Below are 18,761 nucleotides of genomic sequence, written 5' to 3'. Positions count from 1 at the left end.
GTCGGCATGTCCGTCGAGCCCGCTCCCCCGCCACACCTGGACCTCACCCGCCTGCGCGTCCTGGCGGCCGTCGCGCGCACCGGCTCGGTGACGGCCGCGGCGCGCGAGCTGCACTACGCGCAACCGTCCGTGAGCCATCACCTCGCGCGCCTGGAGTCGGAGGCGGGGATCGCCCTGCTGCAGCGCGCGGGCCGCGGCGTGCGACTCACGGAGGCGGGCCGGCTGCTGGCCGCCCGTGCCGAGGAGATCCTCGGCCGCGTCGAGGGCGCGCGGCGCGAGCTGGACGCCCTGGTCGGCCTGCGCGCCGGGCGTGCCCGGCTGGCGTCGTTCCCCTCCGCGCTCGCGACCCTCGTGCCCGCGGCCGTGGCCGGGCTGCGGTCGGCACACCCCGGCCTCGGCGTCGGGCTCGTCGAGGCCGAGCCGCCCGAGGCGGTGGCCGCGCTCCAGGCGGGCGACGTGGACGTCGCCCTCGTGTTCCGGCACACCGACGCCCCCCACGCGCGGCCCGCCATGGACCTGGCGCGCTTCGAGGTCACGGTGGTGCACTCCGAGCCGATCGCGCTGGTCCGGCGGGCAGCCGACGTCGGGGGCGCGGGCGACCTCCCGCACGCCCTCCCGGACGACGCGCAGGGCGGCCCACCGCAGCTCGGCGACCTGCGCGACGCGGCATGGATCGCCGGCTGCGAGCGCTGCCGGGCCGACCTGGTCGCGCGCTGCGCGACCGCCGGGTTCGCGCCGCGCATCGCGTTCGAGACCGACGACTACGTGGCCGTGCAGGCGCTCGTCGCGTCCGGGGCCGGCGTGAGCCTGCTGCCGTCGCTCGCCCTGCGCGCGCACCGGAACCCCGACGTCGTCGCGCAACCCCTGCCCGGCGCCACCCGGCAGGTGCTCGCGCTCACGGTGGGCGCGCCGACCCCGGCGGCGCGTGCGCTCGTCGAGCGCCTCGTCGAGGCGGGTGCCGCAGCGCGCGACTAGCGTGGAGCCGTGCCTGAGCAGCTGGGATGGCTCGACGGCTGGTGGGCCAGCGCCGACTACGACGTCGCCCGCGAGGTGCTCCAGCGCGGGGTCGGCGCCCTGCTGTGCCTGGCGTTCCTGCAGGCCCTGGGCCAGTTCCGACCCCTGCTCGGCGAGCACGGCCTCCTGCCCGTGCCGCGGTTCACCGCGCGGGTGGCGTTCCGGGACGCCCCGTCGCTGTTCCACCTGCGGTACAGCGACCGCCTGCTGGTCGTCGTGGGCGGTCTCGGCGTGGGCGGCGGTGCCGCGATCGTGGTCGGGCTGCCGCAGGCCGGCCCGTGGTGGGTCACGACCGCCGTCCTCCTCGTGCTGTGGGCGGGCTACCTCTCGGTCGTGTCCGTGGGGCAGCGCTTCTACGCGTTCGGCTGGGAGACGCTGCTGTGCGAGCTGGCGTTCCTGGCCGCGTGGTTCGGTTCGCCGGCCGTGCCCGTCCCGTTCCTGCTGGTGCTCGCCGCCCGCTGGCTGCTGTTCCGGCTCGAGCTCGGCGCGGGGCTCATCAAGTGGCGGGGCGATCCGGCCTGGCGCGACCTCACCGCCCTCGACTACCACCACGAGACCCAGCCGATGCCCGGCCCGCTGAGCTGGCACGCGCACCACCTGCCGCGCTGGTGGCACCGGGCCGAGGTGGTGGGCAACCACGTGACCCAGCTCCTGGTCCCGTGGCTGCTGTGGCTGCCGCAGCCGCTGCCGAGCGTGGCCGGCGGTGTGGTCGTGCTCACCCAGGGCTGGCTCGTGCTCACCGGGAACTTCGCCTGGCTCAACTGGGCCGCGATCGTGCTGGGCGCCGCGATGGTGTCCGACGACGTGTGGCGAGCCCTCGTCGGCGGGCTCGCGCCGGGCGCAGGGTCCGGCGCCGTCCCGCCCCCGGTCCCCGTGCCCTACCTCGTGACGGCCACGCTCGTCGTCCTGCTCCTCGCAGCGTTGTCCGTGCGCCCGGCGCTCAACCTCGCCTCGCGGCACCAGAAGATGAACGCGAACTTCGAGCCGCTCCGCCTGGTGAACGCGTACGGGGCGTTCGGCAGCGTGACGCGGCGCCGGGACGAGGTGATCCTGGAGGGCACGCTCGCCGACCGTCCGGGCCCGGACGACTGGCGCGAGTACGCGTTCCGCGGCAAACCGGGAGACGTGGGCAGGCGCCCGCCGCAGGTCGCGCCGTACCACCTACGGCTGGACTGGGTGCTGTGGTTCGTGCCCCTCGGGGCGTCGGGCCCGTGGATCCCCCGGCTGTGCGAGCGCCTGCTGGAGGCCGACCCCGCCACCCTGCGCCTGCTACGGCTCGACCCCTTCGACGGCGCCCGGCCGCGGTGGGTGCGGATGCGCCTCTTCCGCTACCGGTACACCACCCGGGACGAGCGCCGCCGGTCCGGGGACTGGTGGGTGCGGCGCGAGCTCGAGGTGATCGTCGAGCCGGTCCGGCTGTCCCCGCGGCCCGGGGGCGGGTTGGCGCGATGACCGCGCGGACGCACGACGCCCCGCCCTCGGGCGAGGGCGGGGCGTCGTCGGACCGGTCCGGCCGGAGAGGGTCAGACCAACGAGTCCTGCCAGGCCGCGTTGAGGGCGGCGTAGTGCCCGTCCCCGGCGGCCAGCTCGTCGGGGGTGCCGTCCTCGATCACCCGCCCGTGCTCCATGACGAGCACCCGGTCGGCGATCGCCACCGTCGACAGCCGGTGCGCGATGATGATCGCCGTCCGGTCGGACAGCAGGGTCTGCAGGCCGTGCTGCACCAGCCGCTCGCCCGGGATGTCGAGCGACGATGTCGCCTCGTCGAGCACCAGCACCGCCGGGTCGGCGAGGAACGCCCGCGCGAACGAGAGCAGCTGGCGCTGCCCCGCCGAGACGCGACCGCCGCGCTTGTTCACGTCGGTGTCGTACCCGTCCGGCATGTCCATGATGAACTCGTGCGCCCCGACGGCGCGGGCCGCGGCCTCGATGTCCGCCTGCGGGGCGCCGGGGCGCCCGAGGGCGATGTTCTCCCGCACGGACCCGCTGAACAGGTACGCCTCCTGCGTCACCATGACCACGGCGCGCCGCAGGTCCGTCGTCGACAGGTCGCGCACGTCGACGCCGTCGAGCTGCACGCGCCCCTCGCTCGCGTCGTAGAAGCGGGTCACGAGCTTGGCGAGCGTGGACTTGCCCGCGCCCGTCGTGCCCACCAGCGCGACCGTCTGTCCCGCCGGGAGGGTGAGGTCGAGGTCGGGCAGCACCACGGGCCCGTCGCCGTAGCGGAACGTGACGTGGTCCAGGCGCAGGGCGCCGCGCGCGTGCGGCAGCGCCACGGGACGGCGCGGCTCGACGACGGTCGGCTCCTCGGCCAGGAGGCCGGACACCTTCTCCAGGGCCGCCGTGGCGGACTGGAACGAGTTGTAGAAGTTCCCGAGCTGCTGGATCGGCTGGAAGAACCGCTTCACGTACAACAGGGCCGCCACCAGCACGCCGACGTCCAGCCCACCGGAGTAGACCCGCCAGCCGCCGAGCGCGAGCGCGACCGCGACCGCGACGTTCCCGATCAGCACGAGGCCCGGCTGGTAGCGGCCGTTGAGCCCCATGGTGTTGAGGTTGGCGTCCCGGTACTGCTCGCTGAGCCGGCCGTAGTCCGCCTCGGTGGTCGACTCCCGGCGGAACGCCTGCACGGCGCGCATCCCGGTCATCGTCTCGACGAACTTCACGATGAGCCGCGCGGAGGTGGTGCGCTGCTCGCGGTAGAAGACCTGCGAGCGCTTCTGGAACCAGCGGGTGAGCAGCCAGGCCGGCACGAGGGCCACCGCGAGCACCAGGCCCGAGCGCCAGTCGAGCAGGAACAGGCTCAGCCCGGTGAAGAGCATGAGCATGAGGGAAGAGACGACGCCCGTGAGTCCGCCGTCGAGCAGCTCGCGCAGCGCCTCGAGGTCGGACGTCTGGCGGCTGATGATGCGGCCGGAGGTGTACGACTCGTGGAACTCCAGGCTCAGCAGCTGCGTGTGCCTGAAGACCCGTCGGCGCAGGTCCAACAGCACCCCCTGGGCGATGCGCGCGGCCTGACGGACGTAGGCCCCGGCGCACAGGCCGCCGACGACCGCGGCGACCAGGTAGGCGGAGCCGACCAGCACGAGGGTGTCGACGTCGCCGTCCATGAGGTCGGGCACCGCGGAGTCGATGGCGAGGGACACGAGCCACGGGCCCGCCACCTGGCCGAGCGTCGAGACCACGACCAGGAGGCCTGCGAGTGCGAGGGCGCCACGGCGCGGCCGCAGCAGCTCGCCCAGCAGGCGCAGCGACCGCGACCTGACCTCTCGGGAGGCCTCGGCGTCGAGCTGGGTGGTGTCGTCCGCGGACGCGTCGGTGGGGCGACGGCGGTCGTCCGGCCGAGACGTCGCGGGCTGGGACGGTTCCGGCTTGCTGGGGCGGCTCACCGCTGGACCTCCTCGGTCTGGGCCTGCTCGGTCTGGTCCGGCTCGGAATCCTCCCGGTCGGAGTGCTCGGCGCACTCCTCCCAGTCCTGCTCCAGGCTGGAGATGACGTGCCGGTAGTGGGCGTCGGTGGCGAGCAGGTCGCGATGGGTACCTACGGCCGTGATCCGGCCGTCCTGCAGCACGGCGACGCGGTCCGCGAGCGCCACGGTGGACGGGCGGTGCGCGATGACGAGGCTGGTCGTGCCGTCGAGCACCTCGCGCAGGCGTGTGGTGACGGCCTCCTCGGTCGCGACGTCGAGCGCGGACAGCGGGTCGTCGAGCACGAGCACGGCCGGCCTGGCCGCGATGGCGCGGGCGAGCGCGAGCCGCTGGCGCTGCCCGCCCGAGAGGGACAACCCCTCCTCGCCGATGCGCGTCTCGACGCCCTGCGGCAGGTCGGCGACGAACCCGGCCTGGGCCACCTCGACCGCCTCGTGCAGCCGCCGCTCGCGCTCGGCCTCGGGGACCGCATCCGGGCCCGACTCGGGGACGCCGAGGAGCACGTTGTCGCGCACCGACGCCGAGAACAGCGTCGGGTCCTCGAACGCGACCGCGACCGCGCGGCGCACGTCGTGCCGGCGCATGCGCCGCAGGTCCACGCCGTCGAGCAGCACCTCGCCGCCGGTGACGTCGAAGATGCGGGGCACCACCATCGCCAGGGTCGACTTGCCCGACCCGGTGAGCCCGACGAGCGCCGTCGTCGTGCCGACGGGCAGCTCGAGGTCGACGTGCTCCAGGACCGGGCGCGCCGAGTCCTCGTAGCGGAAGGTGACGTCGCGCAGCTCCACGTGGCCGCGCGCGTCGGGCGCGTCGACCGGGTCGGCGGGGTCGGCCAGCGGGTTCGGGGTCTCCATGACCTCGAAGAAGCGGTCGACGGCGGTGCGGGCGTTGAGCGTCATCGACAGGGTCATCCCGAGGTCGACCACGGGACCGTTGATCACGGCGGTCGTGAGGAAGAACGCCACGAGGCCGCCGACGGTGATCTGCCCCTGTGCGGCGAGCACCGTGCCGAGCACGAGGCAGACGGCCAGCGTGACCTCGGGGATGAGCTGCAGCGACGTGGTGACCGTGGCCTGGTTGCCCGCCTTGCGGATCTCCGTGCGGCGCAGCTCCTCCGCCTGGTCGGTGAACGAGTCGAGGGCGTCGCGTCCCCGGCCGAACGCCTTGAGCACGCGGATCCCGTGCACGGACTCCTCGACGGTGGTGGCGAGGTCGCCCGACTGGTCCTGCGACAGGCGCGCGATGACGCGGTACCGCCGCGAGAAGCGGAACGCGATGACGGTCACCGGGATCGCGCCCGCGAGGTACACGAGGCCGAGCCAGCCGGCGGTGGCCAGCAGGATGCCCACCCCGACCACGATCGTCACGATGCTGACGATCAGCTGCAGGAGGCCGAAGACCAGCCAGCGTCGCAGCAGGCCGAGGTCGCCCATGATCCGGCTCAGCAGCTGGCCGCCGGGCCAGCGGTCGTGGAACGCGACGGGCAGGTCCTGCAGGTGGCGGAACAGCGCCATCCGCAGCTCGGCCTCGACCCGGGTGCCGGGGTACATCACGAGGTTGCGGCGCAGGAGGACGAGCCCGGCCTCGGCGACGCCGAGGCCGAGCACGAGGAGGACGGGCACGACGAGGGCGCCCAGGTCGTGGGCCGCCGCGCCCTCGGCGAGCGGGCCCTCGACGAGGGTCTGCAGCACGCGCGGGATCGCCAGCGCGGCGAGGCTCGCGCCGAGGGCGGAGATGAGGCCTCCGACCATGCGCGGCATCGCCGGTCGAACGTACGGGTAGAGCCGGCGCACCGACGCGAACGTGGAGAGTTCGGACCCCACCGGGGCGGCGGGGGCCGCGGTTCCCGTCCGGCCGGGCGGGCCCTCGGCGCGGCCCGGCGGGGTGCCGGGCGCGGCGGGCCGATGGGGTGCGGAGGAGGCGGGGCTCCTCCTGGGACTGTCGTAGGGATCGGCGCGGCGTGCGCCTCGGTTGCGGCTGCGCGAAGTGCGCTTCGTGTCGGGCATCACACCTATTCTGTCACTCGCCTCCGACACACTTGCCCCGGTCACGCGGTGCGCCCCCGAACGCGGGACACCGCTTACCGCCGCGGGATCCCGCCGTCGGGGTGCGACGGCGGGATCCTGCGACGGACCTGGGAGGGCCCGGCTCAGCCCGCGACGACGGGCTCCGCGCGACGGCGGTCCGCGCCACGCGCCGCCCCCGAAGGGCCTGGCAGGCCCGTCTGATCGAAGAACGCCAGCTCGTGCTCGCAGGCCGTGCGGAACGCCGCCGCCATCCGGTCACGGGTGCGCGCGTCGGCCGCCGCGGCGGCCCGGCGCAGGATCGCGGCGGCCTCGCGCGTAGCGGCCGCGAAGGACTCGTCCGCGTAGGTGCCCAACCACGCGGCGTACGGGTGGAGCGGGTGGTTGCGGGCGGCGAGCCGCTCCCCCACGTCCTGGTAGATCCAGTAGCAGGGCAGGACGGCGGCCACGAGGGTCGCGTAGTCGTCGCCGGCCGCGCGCAGGTGGTCGAGGTAGGCGGACGTCGTCGGGCTGGCCGGCACGTCCTGCGGCTCACCGCCCAGCCACCGCGTGTGCAGGTCGAGCTCGGTGACCAGGGCGCCGTGCGCCCCGCCGGCCCAGAACGCCTGCTCGGCCCGCGTCGGGGCGAGCTCGCTCGCCCGCGCCAGGCAGCGCGCGTACTCGCGCAGGTAGATCGCGTCCTGCTCGAGGTACGTGCGGAAGTGGTCGGCGCCGAGCGTCCCGTCGCCCAGCGCGCGCACGAAGGCGAGGTCGTCGATCGCGGCGCGCACCGGCGCGGCGTCCTCCCACCACAGGGCCACGAGGTCGCCCCCGGACCCAGGGCCCGCCGGAGCGGGGGCGGTGTCGGCGGGCAGGCCGCGGAGACCCACCAGGTGGTCGACGGGGCCGTGCCCCTCGCCCACGCGCAGCGCCTCGCCCGCGCGGATCGCCGCGGTGAGCCACGCCTTCGTGCCGTGCAGCGCGTCGGCCCAGTCGCCCGTGCGCGCGAACCTGGTGGCCAGGCCGCTCGAGAGCGAGCAGCCGGACCCGTGGGTCGACGTCGTGCGCAGCCGCTCCCCCGCCAGCTCGACCAGCACGCCGTCCGGACCGACCAGGGCGTCGGGGGCACCGTGCTCGGCTCCCGCGGCGCTCCCGGCGGCCTGACCCAGGTGGCCGCCCTTGGCGACGACCAGCACCCCGTGGCGCGCCGCGAGCCGGCGGGCCTGCTCCAGCGCCGCGGCCCAGTCGGTCACCGTCGGCTCCTGTGCCAGCACCGCGAGCTCCGGCAGGTTCGGCGTCACGACGTCGACGCGCCCGAGCAGGTCACGCACCGCGCGCTCCGCCTCCGGGTCGAGCAGCCGGTCGCCGCTCGTGGCCACCATCACCGGGTCGAGGACGACAGCGGGTCGCGTCGTCGTGGCGGCGCGCGGCAGGCCGTCCAACCAGGCGCCCACGGCCTCGGCCACGGGGGCGGAGCCGAGCATCCCGATCTTCACCGCGTCGACGTGGACGTCGTCGGCGAGGGCCTCGAGCTGCGCGGCCAGGAACGTGGCCGGCGGGACGTGCACGTCGCGCACGCCCTGCGTGTTCTGCACGGTCAGCGCGGTGACGGCCGCCATCCCGTAGCCGCCGGCGGCGGCGATCGACTTGAGGTCCGCCTGGATCCCGGCGCCGCCCGACGGGTCGGAGCCCGCGACCGCCAGGACGCGGGGCCGGCTGGGGACCGTACCGGTGGTCACGGTACGGGTGGGGACGGGTGCAGGGCCGGTGGCGCCTGCGGAGCTGTCTTCAGGTGCGCGCGCACTCATGTCGACATCCCTTCGCTAGTACGAGCTAGATCAGGTTCGACGGGTGTGCTCTCAGCGCCCCTGGCGCCGGACGGGTCGGGGACCCGGTCGGCGACGTCGGGACGCACCCCGTGTCGTGCGGCCCACCGTAGCCCAGGTCCGCGCGCCGGCCACGGCGTCCCGCCCGACGCGTCTCCCCCGGTCGGGCGCCGGAGCCGGCCCGTGCGCGCGATAGGGTGCGGGGGTGCCCGTGGTCGTCCGTCGTACGCGCGAGCTCCTCGTCGCCGGCACGACGCTCAGCATCGCTGCCGCCGCCCACCTGCTGGCCGGCGGCTCGCTCCCCGGGGCACCCCTCGCCTGGTTCGTCGTGCTGGCGCTCACCGCGCCGCTCGCGGTGTGGACCGCCCGGCGCCGCCTGACCCTGCGGCGGTTGCTGCCCGCGATGGTCGCGCTGCAGCTGGTGCAGCACACCGCCCTGTCGGTGCTCGGCGCCGCGGGCGACGGCTCCGCCACGGCCATCGTGCTCAGCGGGCACGCCGGGCATGCCCTCGGCCCGGGCTCTCTGTCGCCCGCCACCGGCACCACGCTGCACCTGCACCACGCGGACGACCCGCGCACCACCACCTGGATGCTCGCCGCGCACGCCGCCGCCGTGGTGCTCACGGCCCTGCTGCTCGCGGCAGGCGACCGGGCGGCGGCAAACGTCGCGAGCCACCTGCGGCACGTCGCGGTCCTCGTGCTGGGCCCGCCCGCGCCGCTCGTGGTGCGCGAGCCCGGGGTCGTCGTCGGCCGCGCCTGGCGGCCCCACCCGTGGCGCTCCCGACGGAGCACTCCCCCGCGCGGGCCCCCGCTGCTCCCGGGCGCCCTCGCGCGCGCCGCCTGACCCTGCCCTGGTCCGTCGTCGGACGAGGGCGGGTCCCTCGTCGTCCCACGACCACCTGACACACCAGGAGCAGACAGCCATGCCTACACCCGTGCCCACCATGCCCACCATGCCCACCGCCGCGACCGCCCGCCGCGGCCGCACTTCCCGCCGCCTCGCCGGCGCCGCCGCCCTCGCCGTCCCCGCGCTCGTGCTCGGCGCGGCCGCAGCCTCCGCGCACGTGACCGTGACCCCCGACGCGGTGGAGGCCGGGTCGTACGCGACGCTCACCTTCAAGGTCCCCAACGAGTCCGCCGAGGCGTCCACCACCGCGGTGAAGGTCGACCTCCCGACCGACACGCCGTTCACCAGCGTCTCGGTCGAGCCCGTGCCGGGCTGGACGGCGAAGGTCGTCCAGGCGCCCCTGCCCGAGCCGGTCGAGGTGCACGGCACCGACGTCACCGAGGCCCCGGCGAGCATCGAGTGGACCGCGGACGGCGCCGACGCCGGCATCGCGCCGGGCGAGTTCCTCCGGTTCACCGTGTCGGCAGGCGCGGTCCCCGAGGGCGTCGACGCGCTCATCCTGCCCGCCACGCAGACCTACTCCGACGGCGAGGTCGTCGCGTGGGACCAGGAGGCGTCCGGCGACACCGAGCCCGAGCTGCCCGCCCCTGTCCTGCAGGTCGTCCCGGCGACCGAGGACGCGGCGCAGGGCGCGTCGTCCGACGCCGCCACCGCCACCGCTACCGGCGCCGACACCGGCACGGCCGTCGCGGACGACGGCTCCTCGACCCTGCCCCTGGCGCTGGGCGCGGCGGGCCTGGGGCTCGGCCTCGTGGGCGCGGTGACGGGCGTCGCCGCCCTCGCACGCACGCGGGCCCGCGCCGACCGGACCGAGCAGCGATGACGGCGGGCAGCCGGGTCGCGGGTGCGCGCCGCGCCCTCGCCGTGGGCGGGACGCTCGCCCTCGGCCTCGCCACCCTGGGCGCCGTCGCCGCGGCAGCTCCCGCGAGCGCGCACAACGTCGTGGTCGGCACCGTGCCGGGCACGGGGTCGACCGTCACCGAGGCACCCGAGACGGTCGACGTGACGTTCGACGACGTGGTGCTCGACCTGGCCGCCGAGGGGTCCAGCACGGTCGTCACCGTGACGGACGTCGACGGCACCGACCACGCGACTGGGTGCCCGAGCACGCAGGACCGCACCGTGTCGGTGCCGGTCACCCTCGGCGCCGCCGGCGAGTACACCGTCGACTGGCGGATCGTCTCGGCGGACGGGCACCCGACCTCCGGCGAGTTCTCGTTCACGTACGACCCGCCCGCCGGATCCGCGTCCACCGCCTCCCCGGCCGCGGACGCCACGCCCTGCGGGTCCCCCGCGGCGGCGACCGACGGCGACGCAGACGGCGCTTCCGACGGCGCTGGGGGCGGCGACGCGACGGGCAGCGCGGACGGCGGCGGCGCGTCCGAGCTGGTCGTGGTGCTCGGCATCGCGGGCGGGGTCGTCGCGCTGGCGGGCGCGGCCGTGCTCGTGGCGCTGCGGCTCGCGCGGCGTCGCGACTGACACGCCGACGATCCGTCGGCCACGCTCGCGGGCCGGTGCGGCCGGGTGATCCCGGCCGCACCGGCCCGCACCCGTTGCGGCGGTCCCCGGTCGTGGCCTGCGCCGCCTACGATGCCCACCATGGATGCGGGGCAGATCGTCGGGATCGTGACGGGCCTGGTCGTCGTGGTGGTGCTGGTGACGGCGGTGGCTCTCTGGTCGGTGCGCCGCCGGCGGGCGGCCCGCGGCCGCGCACAGGACCTCGAGGCGGACCTCCAGCGGCTCGCCGTGGAGGCGGGCTCGGCCCTCGTGCGGTCGGACGAGCGAGCACGCCTCGCGGAGGACGAGCTGTCCTTCGCCCAGGCGGAGCTGGGCGAGCGCGAGACCCGCGAGCTGGCCCCCACGCTGCGGCGGGCGCGCGAGCGGCTGGCCGAGGCGTTCCACCTCAACCAGCTCCTGCACGACCACGTGCCGGACACGGACCAGCATCGGCGCGAGTGGTCGGCGCGGGTCGTCGACCTGTGCCGCTCGGCCGACGGCTCCCTCGACGAGCTGGACCGCGGCCTGGCCGGGCTGCGGCAGACGGTCCGGTCGACCCCCGAGGTCGTCGACCGCGTCGACGCGGAGCTCGCGCGGGTGCGCGACGGCGTCCCCGCGGCCCGGACGGACGTCGACCGGCTGCGCGGCCTCTACGCCGAGCGGGCGCTGCTGCCCGTCGCCGACAACCCCGAGCAGGCCGAGCGCCTGCTCGAGTTCGCGGGCCGCAGCACTGCCGCGGCGCGCAAGCGCCTGACGACGCAGCAGGTGGCCGAGGCGGGCGCCGCCGCCCGTGCGGCGGAGGAGGCGGTGCGCCGGGCGGAGGGCCTGCTGCGCGCCGTCGACGACTACGAGGCGGAGGCGCTGCGCGCCGAGGCGGCCCTGGGCGCCCTCGTCGCGGAGTCCCGCGCCGAGCTCGCCCAGGCCCGTGCGCTGCCCGCGGGCGTCCGCGCCGGCCGGGTCGACGACGCCGTCGCCGCGCTCGAGGAGGCGCTGGCGACCCTGCCCGCGCCCGGGGCGCCGGGCGACCCGGTGAGCGCGCTCACCCGCGTCCGGGAGGCGAACACGGCGCTCGACGACGCCGTCGCCGAGCAGTCGGAGCGCGACGAGCGGCTGCGGCGGGCGTCCGCCCACCTGGGGCCGGCGCTCGACGACGCCGAGCGGCAGCTCGCGACGGCGCGGTCGGTGGTCGACGACTACCGCGCGCCCGTGGGCCCGGACGCCCGCACGCGCCTTGCGGAGGCCGAGCGGGAGGTCGCGCAGGCCCGCGCCGCCGAGGACCCGGAGCGCGGGGTCGCGGCCGCGCGCCGAGGCGCCGCGCTCGCCGCGGAGGCCGCCACCCTCGCTCACCGCGACATCGCGCGCGGCGGCCAGGGGCAGCGCTGGGACGGCGGCTACAACGGCGGGTACGGCGGCGGCTGGCAGGGCGACCCGCGACGGCGCCAGCAGCCGGGCCGGAGCGGCTCGGACGTCTTCGGCGCCGTCCTCGGCGGGATGGTCCTGGGCGGGATCCTCGACGACATCGGGGACATCGGCGACATCTTCGACTGACGTCGTCGACGCGACTTCTTCGGCCTGACTTCTTCGACCGACGGGCGCACGGGAGGGCGGATGGCGACCACGGTGCGGCGACGGGTGCGGGTGCACGGCCACGTGCAGGGCGTCGGGTTCCGCTGGGCGACGCGCGAGGCCGCCGCGCGCCTCGGCGTGGTCGGCGCCGTGCGCAATCTGCGCGACGGCACCGTGGAGGCGGAGGTCGAGGGCGGGCCGGACGCCGTGGACGCGATGCTCGCGTTCCTCCGCGAGGGTCCGCCAGCCGCCCTGGTGTCGGCCGTCGACGTCGAGGAGGTGTCGCCGCGGGGCGACACCGCGTTCGTGGTCAGCGGCTGACGTCCGCGCCGGGCCGCACCCCGGGCAGCCGCGCCGCCACGTGCTCGACGACGCCCGCCCGGGTGCGCTCGTGCTCCTCGATCGCGAGCCCCTGGGCGAGCACCCACCGCATCGGGCGCCGCCCGAAGTGCTCCCCCGCCAGCGGCACGCTCACCACGTCCGCGAGCGCCTGCAGGGCGCGGAGCGGCCAGACGCTGGAGGCCACGTGGTCGGCCAGCAGGAGCAGGCCGCCCGGCCGCAGCACCCGCGTCATCTCGGCCAGGGCGGCCCGGTCGTCGCCGATGCCGCACAGCGAGAACGTGCACACGACGGTGTCGAAGGAGTCGTCGGGCAGGTCGAGGGCCTGCGCGTCGCCCCGGCGCAGGTCGGCGTCGGGGTCGATGCCGAGCCCCAGGCCGGCGGCCCGGCGCCGCGCGACGTCGAGCATCCCGGCGCTCTGGTCGACACCCACGAACCCACCGGGGCGCGTGCCGTCGATCACCGCGGGCGGGTAGTGCTCGAGGTTGAGCCCCGTGCCGACGGCGATCTCGAGGGTGCGTCCCTCGGCCAGGGCGCACACGCGCCGTCGCAGGCCGGGGAACATCCGCCGCTCGGCGGCCGTGAACACCTGGTCGTAGCCCGCGGCCTCGCGGTCCCACCGGCGGCGCAGCCGCGCGGCGCGCCGCGCCCCGGCGCGGGGTGCCACGGCGTCGTCGCTGGTCATCGCCCCAGGTTCCCACGACCCCGCGCCGCGCGACAGGGGCGCGGCGGGAGACCCGCCGGGGCGTGGTCCGCGGCCCGCGACCGGGCCGGGGAGCACGTAGCATCGCGCACGTGACGAGTCCCACCCATGCTCGACCCGCCCGACGCCGGGGCGCCGGCAGCGCCGTCGTGGGCGGCGTCGGCGAGATCCTCATCACCCTGGGCGTGGTGCTCGGGCTGTTCGTGGTGTGGCAGCTGTGGTGGACGTCGGTCGAGGCCACCGCGCAGGCCGACAAGGTGCTCACGGAGTTCCGCGCCACGCTCCCGCCGATCAACCCGGCGGCGGCCGAGCTGCGCACCGACGACCCGCCCGTCCCGGACCCGGTCGGGTACGGGGAGACGATCGGCACGCTCGTCGTCCCGGCGTGGTACGGCCTGACCAACAACGCCATGCCGATCGCGGAGGGCACAGGGATGGACGTGCTCGACCAGGCGATGGCCGGGCACTACGAGACGTCGCAGCAGGTGGGCGACGTGGGCAACTTCGCCCTCGCCGGGCACCGGCGCACGCACGGCAACTCGTTCCGGCACGTCGACGACCTGGAGAAGGGCGACCAGATCATCGTCGAGACGGCGCAGACCTGGTACGTCTACGAGGTCACCGACCACGAGATCGTCACCCCCGACCAGGTGGACGTGGTGGCGCCGGTGCCCCATCACCCGGACCAGAAGCCCACGGAGCGCCTGCTGACGCTCACCACCTGCCACTCGCTCACCCTCGGCGAGTACGGCAACGACCACCGCTGGATCACGTACGCGACGTTCGTCGGCTGGATGGACCGGGCCGACGGCACCCCCGACCAGGTTCGCTGACGGACCGCTGAGCAGGAGACGTTCGATGTACGCGTGGATCTTCCGCCACCTGCCGGGCAACACGTTCTGGCGTGTCGTGCAGTCGTTGGTGCTGGTGGCGGCCGTCGTGACGGCCCTGTTCCTGTGGGTCTTCCCTGTCATAGCCCCGTACCTCGAGCTGCTCGGCGGCGACCCCGCCGTCGGCTGAGGGAGGCGCCGGCCGGCCCTGCCCCTCAGGTGCCCTCAGGTGCTGGCCCGGACCACGAGCTCCGGGTCGAAGAGGACCTCCTCCCGCGGGGACGAAGGGTCGTCGATCTCGCGCAGCAGGATCTCCGCGGCGGTGGTCCCGATCGCCGCCGCCGGCTGGCGCACCGTGGTCAGCGGGACGGCGCCGGTCGTGGCGAACGGGATGTCGTCGTAGCCGACGAGCGCGACGTCGTCCGGCACCCGCACCCCGCCGTCCAGCAGGGCGCGCACGAGACCGAGGGCGTGCATGTCGTTGCCCGCCAGGACGGCGTCGGGCCGATCGCCGGGCGCCGCCGCGGCGATGCGGCGCCCCACCTCGGCGCCCTCCGCCAGCCCCAGGTCGTCCGCGTGGACGACGTCGAGGGTCGCCCCGGGCGTGCGGTCCACGACCTCTCGCATCCCTTCGAGCCGGCGCCGCACCTGCTGCACCCGGGCCCGGCCGGTCGCGGCGAGCAGCCGGCGGCGGCCGCCGTCCACCAGGTGCTGCGCGGCGAGGCGTCCGCCCTCCCGGTGCCGCAGGGAGACGGTCGACAGGCGTCCGTCCGGGTCCTGCTGGTCCACCACGACCACCGGGCTGCCCCGCTTCTTGCGCGCCGTCAGCGCGGCCATCTGCGCGTCGTGCGGTGCCACGACCATCCCGTCGAACCGCAGCTGCTCGAACAGGGCCACGAGGCGCTCCTGCTGCTCGGGGGACTCATGGGTGCTGCCCGTGACGAGGGTGAGGTCCGCCCCCGCCACCACACGCTCGACGGCGTTCACGACGTCGGAGAAGAACGGGTTGGACGCGTTGATCACGGACACGCCGACGATCCCCGAGCGCTGCCAGCGCAGCTGCCGGGCGGACAGGCTCGGCACGAACCCCAGCTGCTCGACCGCGGCGCGGATGCGTGCCGTCGTCGCGGGCGCCACCTTCTCCGGGCGGTTGAGGTAGTTGGAGACGGTGGCCGCGGACACGCCGACGTGCCGCGCGACGTCGTGGATGGTCACCATGCCCGTCCTCCCGCCAGGATGGGGCGATGGAACCACGACCGACGCCCGGGACGCTGCTGCGATTCGGGGTCAAGCTCACCCAGGACGCCCCGGTCGAGACCTTTCACCACGTCTGGCGCACCGCCGACGAGGCGGGGTTCGAACACGTGTGGGTGATGGATCATCTCGCCTCCCTGGGCGCGGACGACGACCGTCCGATCTTCGACGCGTGGGCCATGCAGGCGGCGATGGCCGTGGCCACGTCGCGCGTACGGCTCGGGTGCATGGTGTCCGGCAACTCCTACCGCCACCCGGTGATGCTGGCCAAGCTGGCCACCACCGTCGACCACCTGTCGGGCGGGCGGCTCGAGCTCGGGATCGGTGCCGGCTGGAACGAGCACGAGCACACCATGTACGGGCTCGACCTCGGCAGCGTGCGCACCCGGATGGACCGGCTCGAGGAGTCCCTGCAGGTGCTCCGGTCGCTCTTCACCGAGCCGCGCACGACGTTCGAGGGTGAGCACTACCGGCTCACGGACGCCGTGGCCGAGCCGAAGCCCGTGCAGCGCCCGCACCCGCCGATCTGGGTGGGCGGGTCCGGGCCGCGACGCACCCTGCGCCTGGTGGCGCGGTACGCCGACGCGTGGAACGACACGTCCAGCACGCCGGAGCAGGTGGCGGCGCTCGGCGAGGTGCTCGACCGGCACTGCGCCGACGTCGGGCGCGACCCGGCGCAGATCCGCCGCACCGTGCAGCTGCGCCTGCGCGAGCACGCGGTCACCGCGCTGCCCGCCCTGGTCGAGCGGTACGCGGCGGCGGGCGTCACGGAGTTCGTGGTGGTGCTGAGCTCCGGTGAGGCGGCGCTGCGCGAGCTCGACGACCTCGTCGGGACGCTCGGTCGCCTGCGCGCCACCGGCTGACTCGTCGTCCCGGCCCGGCGCAGCGGGCGGAGCGGCCACTAGGCCACCCCCGCCTGGGCCGCGTGCAGCGCGGCGTACCGGCCGCCACGGCGCATCAGCGCGTCGTGGCTGCCGACCTCCACCACCCGGCCGTGCTCCAGGACGACGATGCGGTCGGCCGCGCGCACCGTGGACAGCCGGTGCGCCACGACCAGCGTCGTGCGGTCGCGCATGAGGCGGTCGAGCGCGTCGCGGACGACGGCCTCCGCCTCCGGGTCGAGCGCGCTCGTGGCCTCGTCGAGAAACAGGATGCGCGGGTCGCGCACCAGCGCCCGGGCGATGGCGAGGCGCTGGCGCTGCCCGCCGGAGAGGCGTGCGCCGCGCTGCCCGACGACCGTGTCCCAGCCGTCCGGGAGGGCGTCGACGAACTCGAGCGCGTTGGCGTCGCGCAGGGCGGCGCGGACGCGCTCGTCGGTCGTGGCGTCGTCGTCGCCCGGGTTCTCGAGGCCGTAGGCCACGTTCTCCCGGATCGTGCCCTCGAAGAGCACGGACTCCTGCGGCACGACCGACACCCACCGGCGCACCGTGCGCAGGTCGAGCTCCGCCATGTCCGCGCCGTCGAGCAGGAGACGGCCCGAGGTCGGCCGCACGAACCCGAGCACGAGGTTGAGCAGCGTGGACTTGCCCGAGCCGGACGGCCCGACGAAGGCGACCGTCTCGCCCTCGCGGACCACGAGGTCGACGTCGTGCAGCGCGTCCTGCGACGCGTCCGCGTACCGGTGGTACACGTGCTCGAGCCGCAGGTCCCCGCGCACCGTGTCCACGCGCCGGCGGCCCTCGTTCCGCTCCAGGTCGGGCTCGGCCAGCATCTCCGCGATCGAGCGCACCGACTCCACGCCGCGCGCGGTGACGGGCACGAGGTTGAGCACCTGGGTGAGGCCCTGGGTGAGGAGGGCGAAGTAGGTCGACAGCAGGACCACCTCGCCGGGCGTGACGGCGACGACACCGGTGAGCGACACCACCGCCGCGAGGACCAGGCAGCACACGCCGAGCAGCTGCATCGCGACCCACGAGACGGACGCCACGCGCCCGTTGAGCAGGTCCAGGCGCAGGGCCGAACGCCGCACCCCGTCCGCGCCGTCAGCCACCCTCGAGACGGCGGTGCGCTCGAGCCCGTGCGCACGCGTCACCGGGATGAGGGATGCCATCTCCCCCACCTGGGCCGAGAACCCCTCGATCTCCCGCCGGAACTCCGCGTTGCGTGCCTGCGAGCGCCGCGCCATCGACCGGCGGATCAGCAGCGCCGTCGGGATCGCGAGCGCGTACACCGGCAGGAACTCGGGGACCTTGATCGCCGTCATCGTGACCGCGCCGACCATCACCATCGCCGCCGAGAGCAGCGGGTGCGTGACCTGCTGCAGCATGAGCTCGACGTTCTCGACGTCCCGCACCACCTTGCTCTGCACGACGGCGGAGCTGGCGCGTGCGTAGTACCCGATGGACAGCACCTGGAGGCGTTCGACGAGCGCGTTGCGCAGGGCGGCGCCTGTGCCTCGCACCACGGTCATGAAGTTCCGCGTGTACACGAGGTGGTTCGGGTAGTGCTGCGCGAGCAGCGCCACCGCCAGGGCGAACCAGAGCAGCACGGAGGACACGGGCCCGCCGTCGGCGACGATGTCGATGACGGCACCGGTGATGACCGGCAGGAACCACAGCGGCGTCTCCTTCACCGCGAACGCGAGGAGCGCGACCGTCACGCGGCGCGGCTGCGTGCCCAGCAGGCGCAGCAGCGAGCGCACGGGCCGGCGGCCGTCGAGAAGGGGTTGGTCGGACGTGCTGGCAAGGGCTTTCCGGCGCACGAATCGATTCTAGACAGACCGCCGGCTCGGCACGCGCGCGATCCTCCAGCCGCTCGGCCATGCGGGCATCACCCTGGTCGCCCTCCGTGCGCAGCGACGTGAAGATGACGGCGGTGTACGGCGGGGTGGGTGTGGCGGCGATCACACCGCGATCGTCGCCCGCACCGGCGCGCCGCCCGGCGCGCCGGTGCGGTCCTCGCCACAGTCGACCCGGGACGGTCGGCGCCGGTCCCCCGCACGACTAACCTGAGGCCGTGGCTACCTTCTCGAGCGTGACGCGCCAGCACATCCTCCGGGCGATCGAGGAGTACGACGACCGCGGCCGCGACGCCTTCGTCGGTGTCTACGGGTTCACGCCCACCCCCGGCCACACGTTCGCCCACGAGGAGCGCACCTACGACTCCAAGGCGGTGCTGGGCGTCGCGCACAAGTACGCGACCGGCGTCCCCGCGCGTGCCGAGGACCTGGTGGACGCGAAGTGCGACGACGCCGGCATCCTGCGCAAGCACGGCTTCGTCGCCACCGCACCCGCGACGGTTGCGCCCGCCCCCGTCCGCAAGCAGGCCGCCCCGCGTCGCAAGGCCGCGGCCGCTCCGACCCGCAAGCCTGTCGCGCCGGAGCCGGAGCTCGCGATCTGCCCGACCTGCTACACCGCGCTGCCCGCCACGGGCATCTGCGACGAGTGCGGGTGAC

17 protein-coding genes and 1 riboswitch are annotated in these 18,761 nt (G+C 75.5%); of the genes, 11 read left to right on the top strand and 6 right to left on the bottom strand.

The window, feature by feature from the left end; all coding sequences use genetic code 11:
* Positions 1-6: 6 nt before the first annotated feature.
* Both B5Y66_RS14215 and B5Y66_RS14210 read left to right on the top strand, forming a co-directional pair.
* Positions 7-975, top strand: a complete 969-nt coding sequence (locus tag B5Y66_RS14215) for a LysR family transcriptional regulator (protein WP_079575163.1) — start codon at positions 7-9, stop codon at positions 973-975.
* A gap of 9 nt (positions 976-984) precedes the next feature.
* Positions 985-2,466, top strand: coding sequence for a lipase maturation factor family protein (locus B5Y66_RS14210; RefSeq protein WP_079575162.1), 1,482 nt, complete (start codon positions 985-987; stop codon positions 2,464-2,466).
* 71 nt (positions 2,467-2,537) lie between these two features.
* Here the strand turns inward: B5Y66_RS14210 and B5Y66_RS14205 are convergent, their stop codons facing one another.
* From B5Y66_RS14205 to B5Y66_RS14195, 3 genes are all read right to left on the bottom strand, one after another.
* Positions 2,538-4,403 carry an ABC transporter ATP-binding protein gene (locus tag B5Y66_RS14205; RefSeq protein WP_079575161.1) on the bottom strand — a complete coding sequence of 622 codons (1,866 nt, stop codon included), beginning with the start codon at positions 4,401-4,403 and terminating at the stop codon, positions 2,538-2,540.
* Complete coding sequence (locus B5Y66_RS14200) at positions 4,400-6,265, bottom strand: ABC transporter ATP-binding protein (RefSeq protein ID WP_139820897.1); 1,866 nt, start codon at positions 6,263-6,265, stop codon at positions 4,400-4,402. Before B5Y66_RS14200 ends, B5Y66_RS14205 begins: the two co-directional genes overlap by 4 nt.
* Before the next feature lie 326 nt (positions 6,266-6,591).
* The gene (locus B5Y66_RS14195; RefSeq protein ID WP_079575160.1) at positions 6,592-8,253 is read right to left on the bottom strand and encodes a bifunctional hydroxymethylpyrimidine kinase/phosphomethylpyrimidine kinase; all 1,662 of its coding nucleotides are present in this window, start codon (positions 8,251-8,253) and stop codon (positions 6,592-6,594) included.
* A riboswitch (TPP riboswitch) is annotated at positions 8,244-8,374 on the bottom strand. (Overlaps the previous gene by 10 nt.)
* Before the next feature lie 102 nt (positions 8,375-8,476).
* On the opposite strand from B5Y66_RS14195, the gene B5Y66_RS14190 reads away from it, so the two are divergent.
* The 5 genes from B5Y66_RS14190 to B5Y66_RS14170 all read left to right on the top strand — a co-directional run bounded on the left by B5Y66_RS14190 (position 8,477) and on the right by B5Y66_RS14170 (position 12,562).
* Entirely contained in the window at positions 8,477-9,115 is a 639-nt protein-coding gene (locus tag B5Y66_RS14190) for a hypothetical protein (RefSeq protein WP_079575159.1), read from the top strand.
* A 79-nt stretch (positions 9,116-9,194) separates the two neighbouring features.
* Positions 9,195-10,001: a YcnI family copper-binding membrane protein gene (locus tag B5Y66_RS14185; protein WP_245807121.1), complete on the top strand. Its 807-nt coding sequence runs from the start codon at positions 9,195-9,197 to the stop codon at positions 9,999-10,001.
* On the top strand, positions 9,998-10,657 hold the full coding sequence (locus B5Y66_RS14180; RefSeq protein ID WP_079575157.1) for a copper resistance CopC family protein: 660 nt from the start codon (positions 9,998-10,000) through the stop codon (positions 10,655-10,657). The genes B5Y66_RS14185 and B5Y66_RS14180 overlap by 4 nt, the downstream gene beginning before the upstream one ends.
* A 120-nt stretch (positions 10,658-10,777) precedes the next feature.
* Positions 10,778-12,223 carry a hypothetical protein gene (locus B5Y66_RS14175; protein WP_079575156.1) on the top strand — a complete coding sequence of 482 codons (1,446 nt, stop codon included), beginning with the start codon at positions 10,778-10,780 and terminating at the stop codon, positions 12,221-12,223.
* A gap of 60 nt (positions 12,224-12,283) precedes the next feature.
* A complete protein-coding gene (locus tag B5Y66_RS14170) occupies positions 12,284-12,562 on the top strand; it encodes an acylphosphatase (RefSeq protein WP_079575155.1) in 279 nt (92 codons plus the stop codon).
* Here the strand turns inward: B5Y66_RS14170 and B5Y66_RS14165 are convergent.
* A complete protein-coding gene (locus tag B5Y66_RS14165) occupies positions 12,552-13,265 on the bottom strand; it encodes a class I SAM-dependent methyltransferase (RefSeq protein WP_079575154.1) in 714 nt (237 codons plus the stop codon). The two genes, B5Y66_RS14170 and B5Y66_RS14165, sit on opposite strands and share 11 nt — an antisense overlap.
* Before the next feature lie 110 nt (positions 13,266-13,375).
* Here B5Y66_RS14165 and B5Y66_RS14160 point away from each other — a divergent pair, with 110 nt between their 5' ends.
* Together B5Y66_RS14160 and B5Y66_RS22565 are read left to right on the top strand one after the other, a co-directional pair.
* Positions 13,376-14,116, top strand: a complete 741-nt coding sequence (locus tag B5Y66_RS14160; RefSeq protein WP_245807120.1) for a class E sortase — start codon at positions 13,376-13,378, stop codon at positions 14,114-14,116.
* A 25-nt stretch (positions 14,117-14,141) separates the two neighbouring features.
* On the top strand, positions 14,142-14,303 hold the full coding sequence (locus B5Y66_RS22565) for a hypothetical protein (RefSeq protein WP_176168878.1): 162 nt from the start codon (positions 14,142-14,144) through the stop codon (positions 14,301-14,303).
* Positions 14,304-14,338: 35 nt separating this feature from the next.
* On the opposite strand, the gene B5Y66_RS14155 is transcribed toward B5Y66_RS22565, so the two are convergent.
* Complete coding sequence (locus B5Y66_RS14155) at positions 14,339-15,331, bottom strand: LacI family DNA-binding transcriptional regulator (RefSeq protein ID WP_079575152.1); 993 nt, start codon at positions 15,329-15,331, stop codon at positions 14,339-14,341.
* Positions 15,332-15,357: 26 nt separating this feature from the next.
* Between B5Y66_RS14155 and B5Y66_RS14150 the strand changes: the two genes are divergently transcribed.
* Positions 15,358-16,230 (top strand): LLM class F420-dependent oxidoreductase, encoded by an 873-nt coding sequence (locus B5Y66_RS14150; RefSeq protein WP_079575151.1) that lies wholly within the window; start codon positions 15,358-15,360, stop codon positions 16,228-16,230.
* 38 nt (positions 16,231-16,268) lie between these two features.
* Here B5Y66_RS14150 and B5Y66_RS14145 read toward each other — a convergent pair whose 3' ends face one another.
* Complete coding sequence (locus B5Y66_RS14145) at positions 16,269-18,068, bottom strand: ABC transporter ATP-binding protein (protein WP_079575150.1); 1,800 nt, start codon at positions 18,066-18,068, stop codon at positions 16,269-16,271.
* A gap of 254 nt (positions 18,069-18,322) precedes the next feature.
* Here B5Y66_RS14145 and B5Y66_RS14140 point away from each other — a divergent pair, with 254 nt between their 5' ends.
* Positions 18,323-18,760, top strand: a complete 438-nt coding sequence (locus tag B5Y66_RS14140; RefSeq protein WP_079575149.1) for a hypothetical protein — start codon at positions 18,323-18,325, stop codon at positions 18,758-18,760.
* Position 18,761 lies beyond the last annotated feature (1 nt).

The organism is Krasilnikoviella flava, from assembly GCF_900167525.1.
Taxonomy (GTDB): Bacteria; Actinomycetota; Actinomycetes; order Actinomycetales; family Cellulomonadaceae; genus Isoptericola; species Isoptericola flavus.
The sequence above is the reverse complement of the archived record's forward strand: the minus strand, read 5'-3'. Positions and strand labels throughout refer to the sequence as shown.

Coding starts and splice junctions, on each gene's coding strand:
- B5Y66_RS14215 (WP_079575163.1), top strand. CDS start 7: ATGTCCGTCGAGCCCGCTCCCCCGCCACACCTGGACCTCACCCGCCTG.
- B5Y66_RS14195 (WP_079575160.1), bottom strand. CDS start 8,253: ATGAGTGCGCGCGCACCTGAAGACAGCTCCGCAGGCGCCACCGGCCCT.
- B5Y66_RS14185 (WP_245807121.1), top strand. CDS start 9,195: ATGCCTACACCCGTGCCCACCATGCCCACCATGCCCACCGCCGCGACC.
- B5Y66_RS14180 (WP_079575157.1), top strand. CDS start 9,998: ATGACGGCGGGCAGCCGGGTCGCGGGTGCGCGCCGCGCCCTCGCCGTG.
- B5Y66_RS14175 (WP_079575156.1), top strand. CDS start 10,778: ATGGATGCGGGGCAGATCGTCGGGATCGTGACGGGCCTGGTCGTCGTG.
- B5Y66_RS14170 (WP_079575155.1), top strand. CDS start 12,284: ATGGCGACCACGGTGCGGCGACGGGTGCGGGTGCACGGCCACGTGCAG.
- B5Y66_RS14165 (WP_079575154.1), bottom strand. CDS start 13,265: ATGACCAGCGACGACGCCGTGGCACCCCGCGCCGGGGCGCGGCGCGCC.
- B5Y66_RS22565 (WP_176168878.1), top strand. CDS start 14,142: ATGTACGCGTGGATCTTCCGCCACCTGCCGGGCAACACGTTCTGGCGT.
- B5Y66_RS14155 (WP_079575152.1), bottom strand. CDS start 15,331: ATGGTGACCATCCACGACGTCGCGCGGCACGTCGGCGTGTCCGCGGCC.
- B5Y66_RS14150 (WP_079575151.1), top strand. CDS start 15,358: ATGGAACCACGACCGACGCCCGGGACGCTGCTGCGATTCGGGGTCAAG.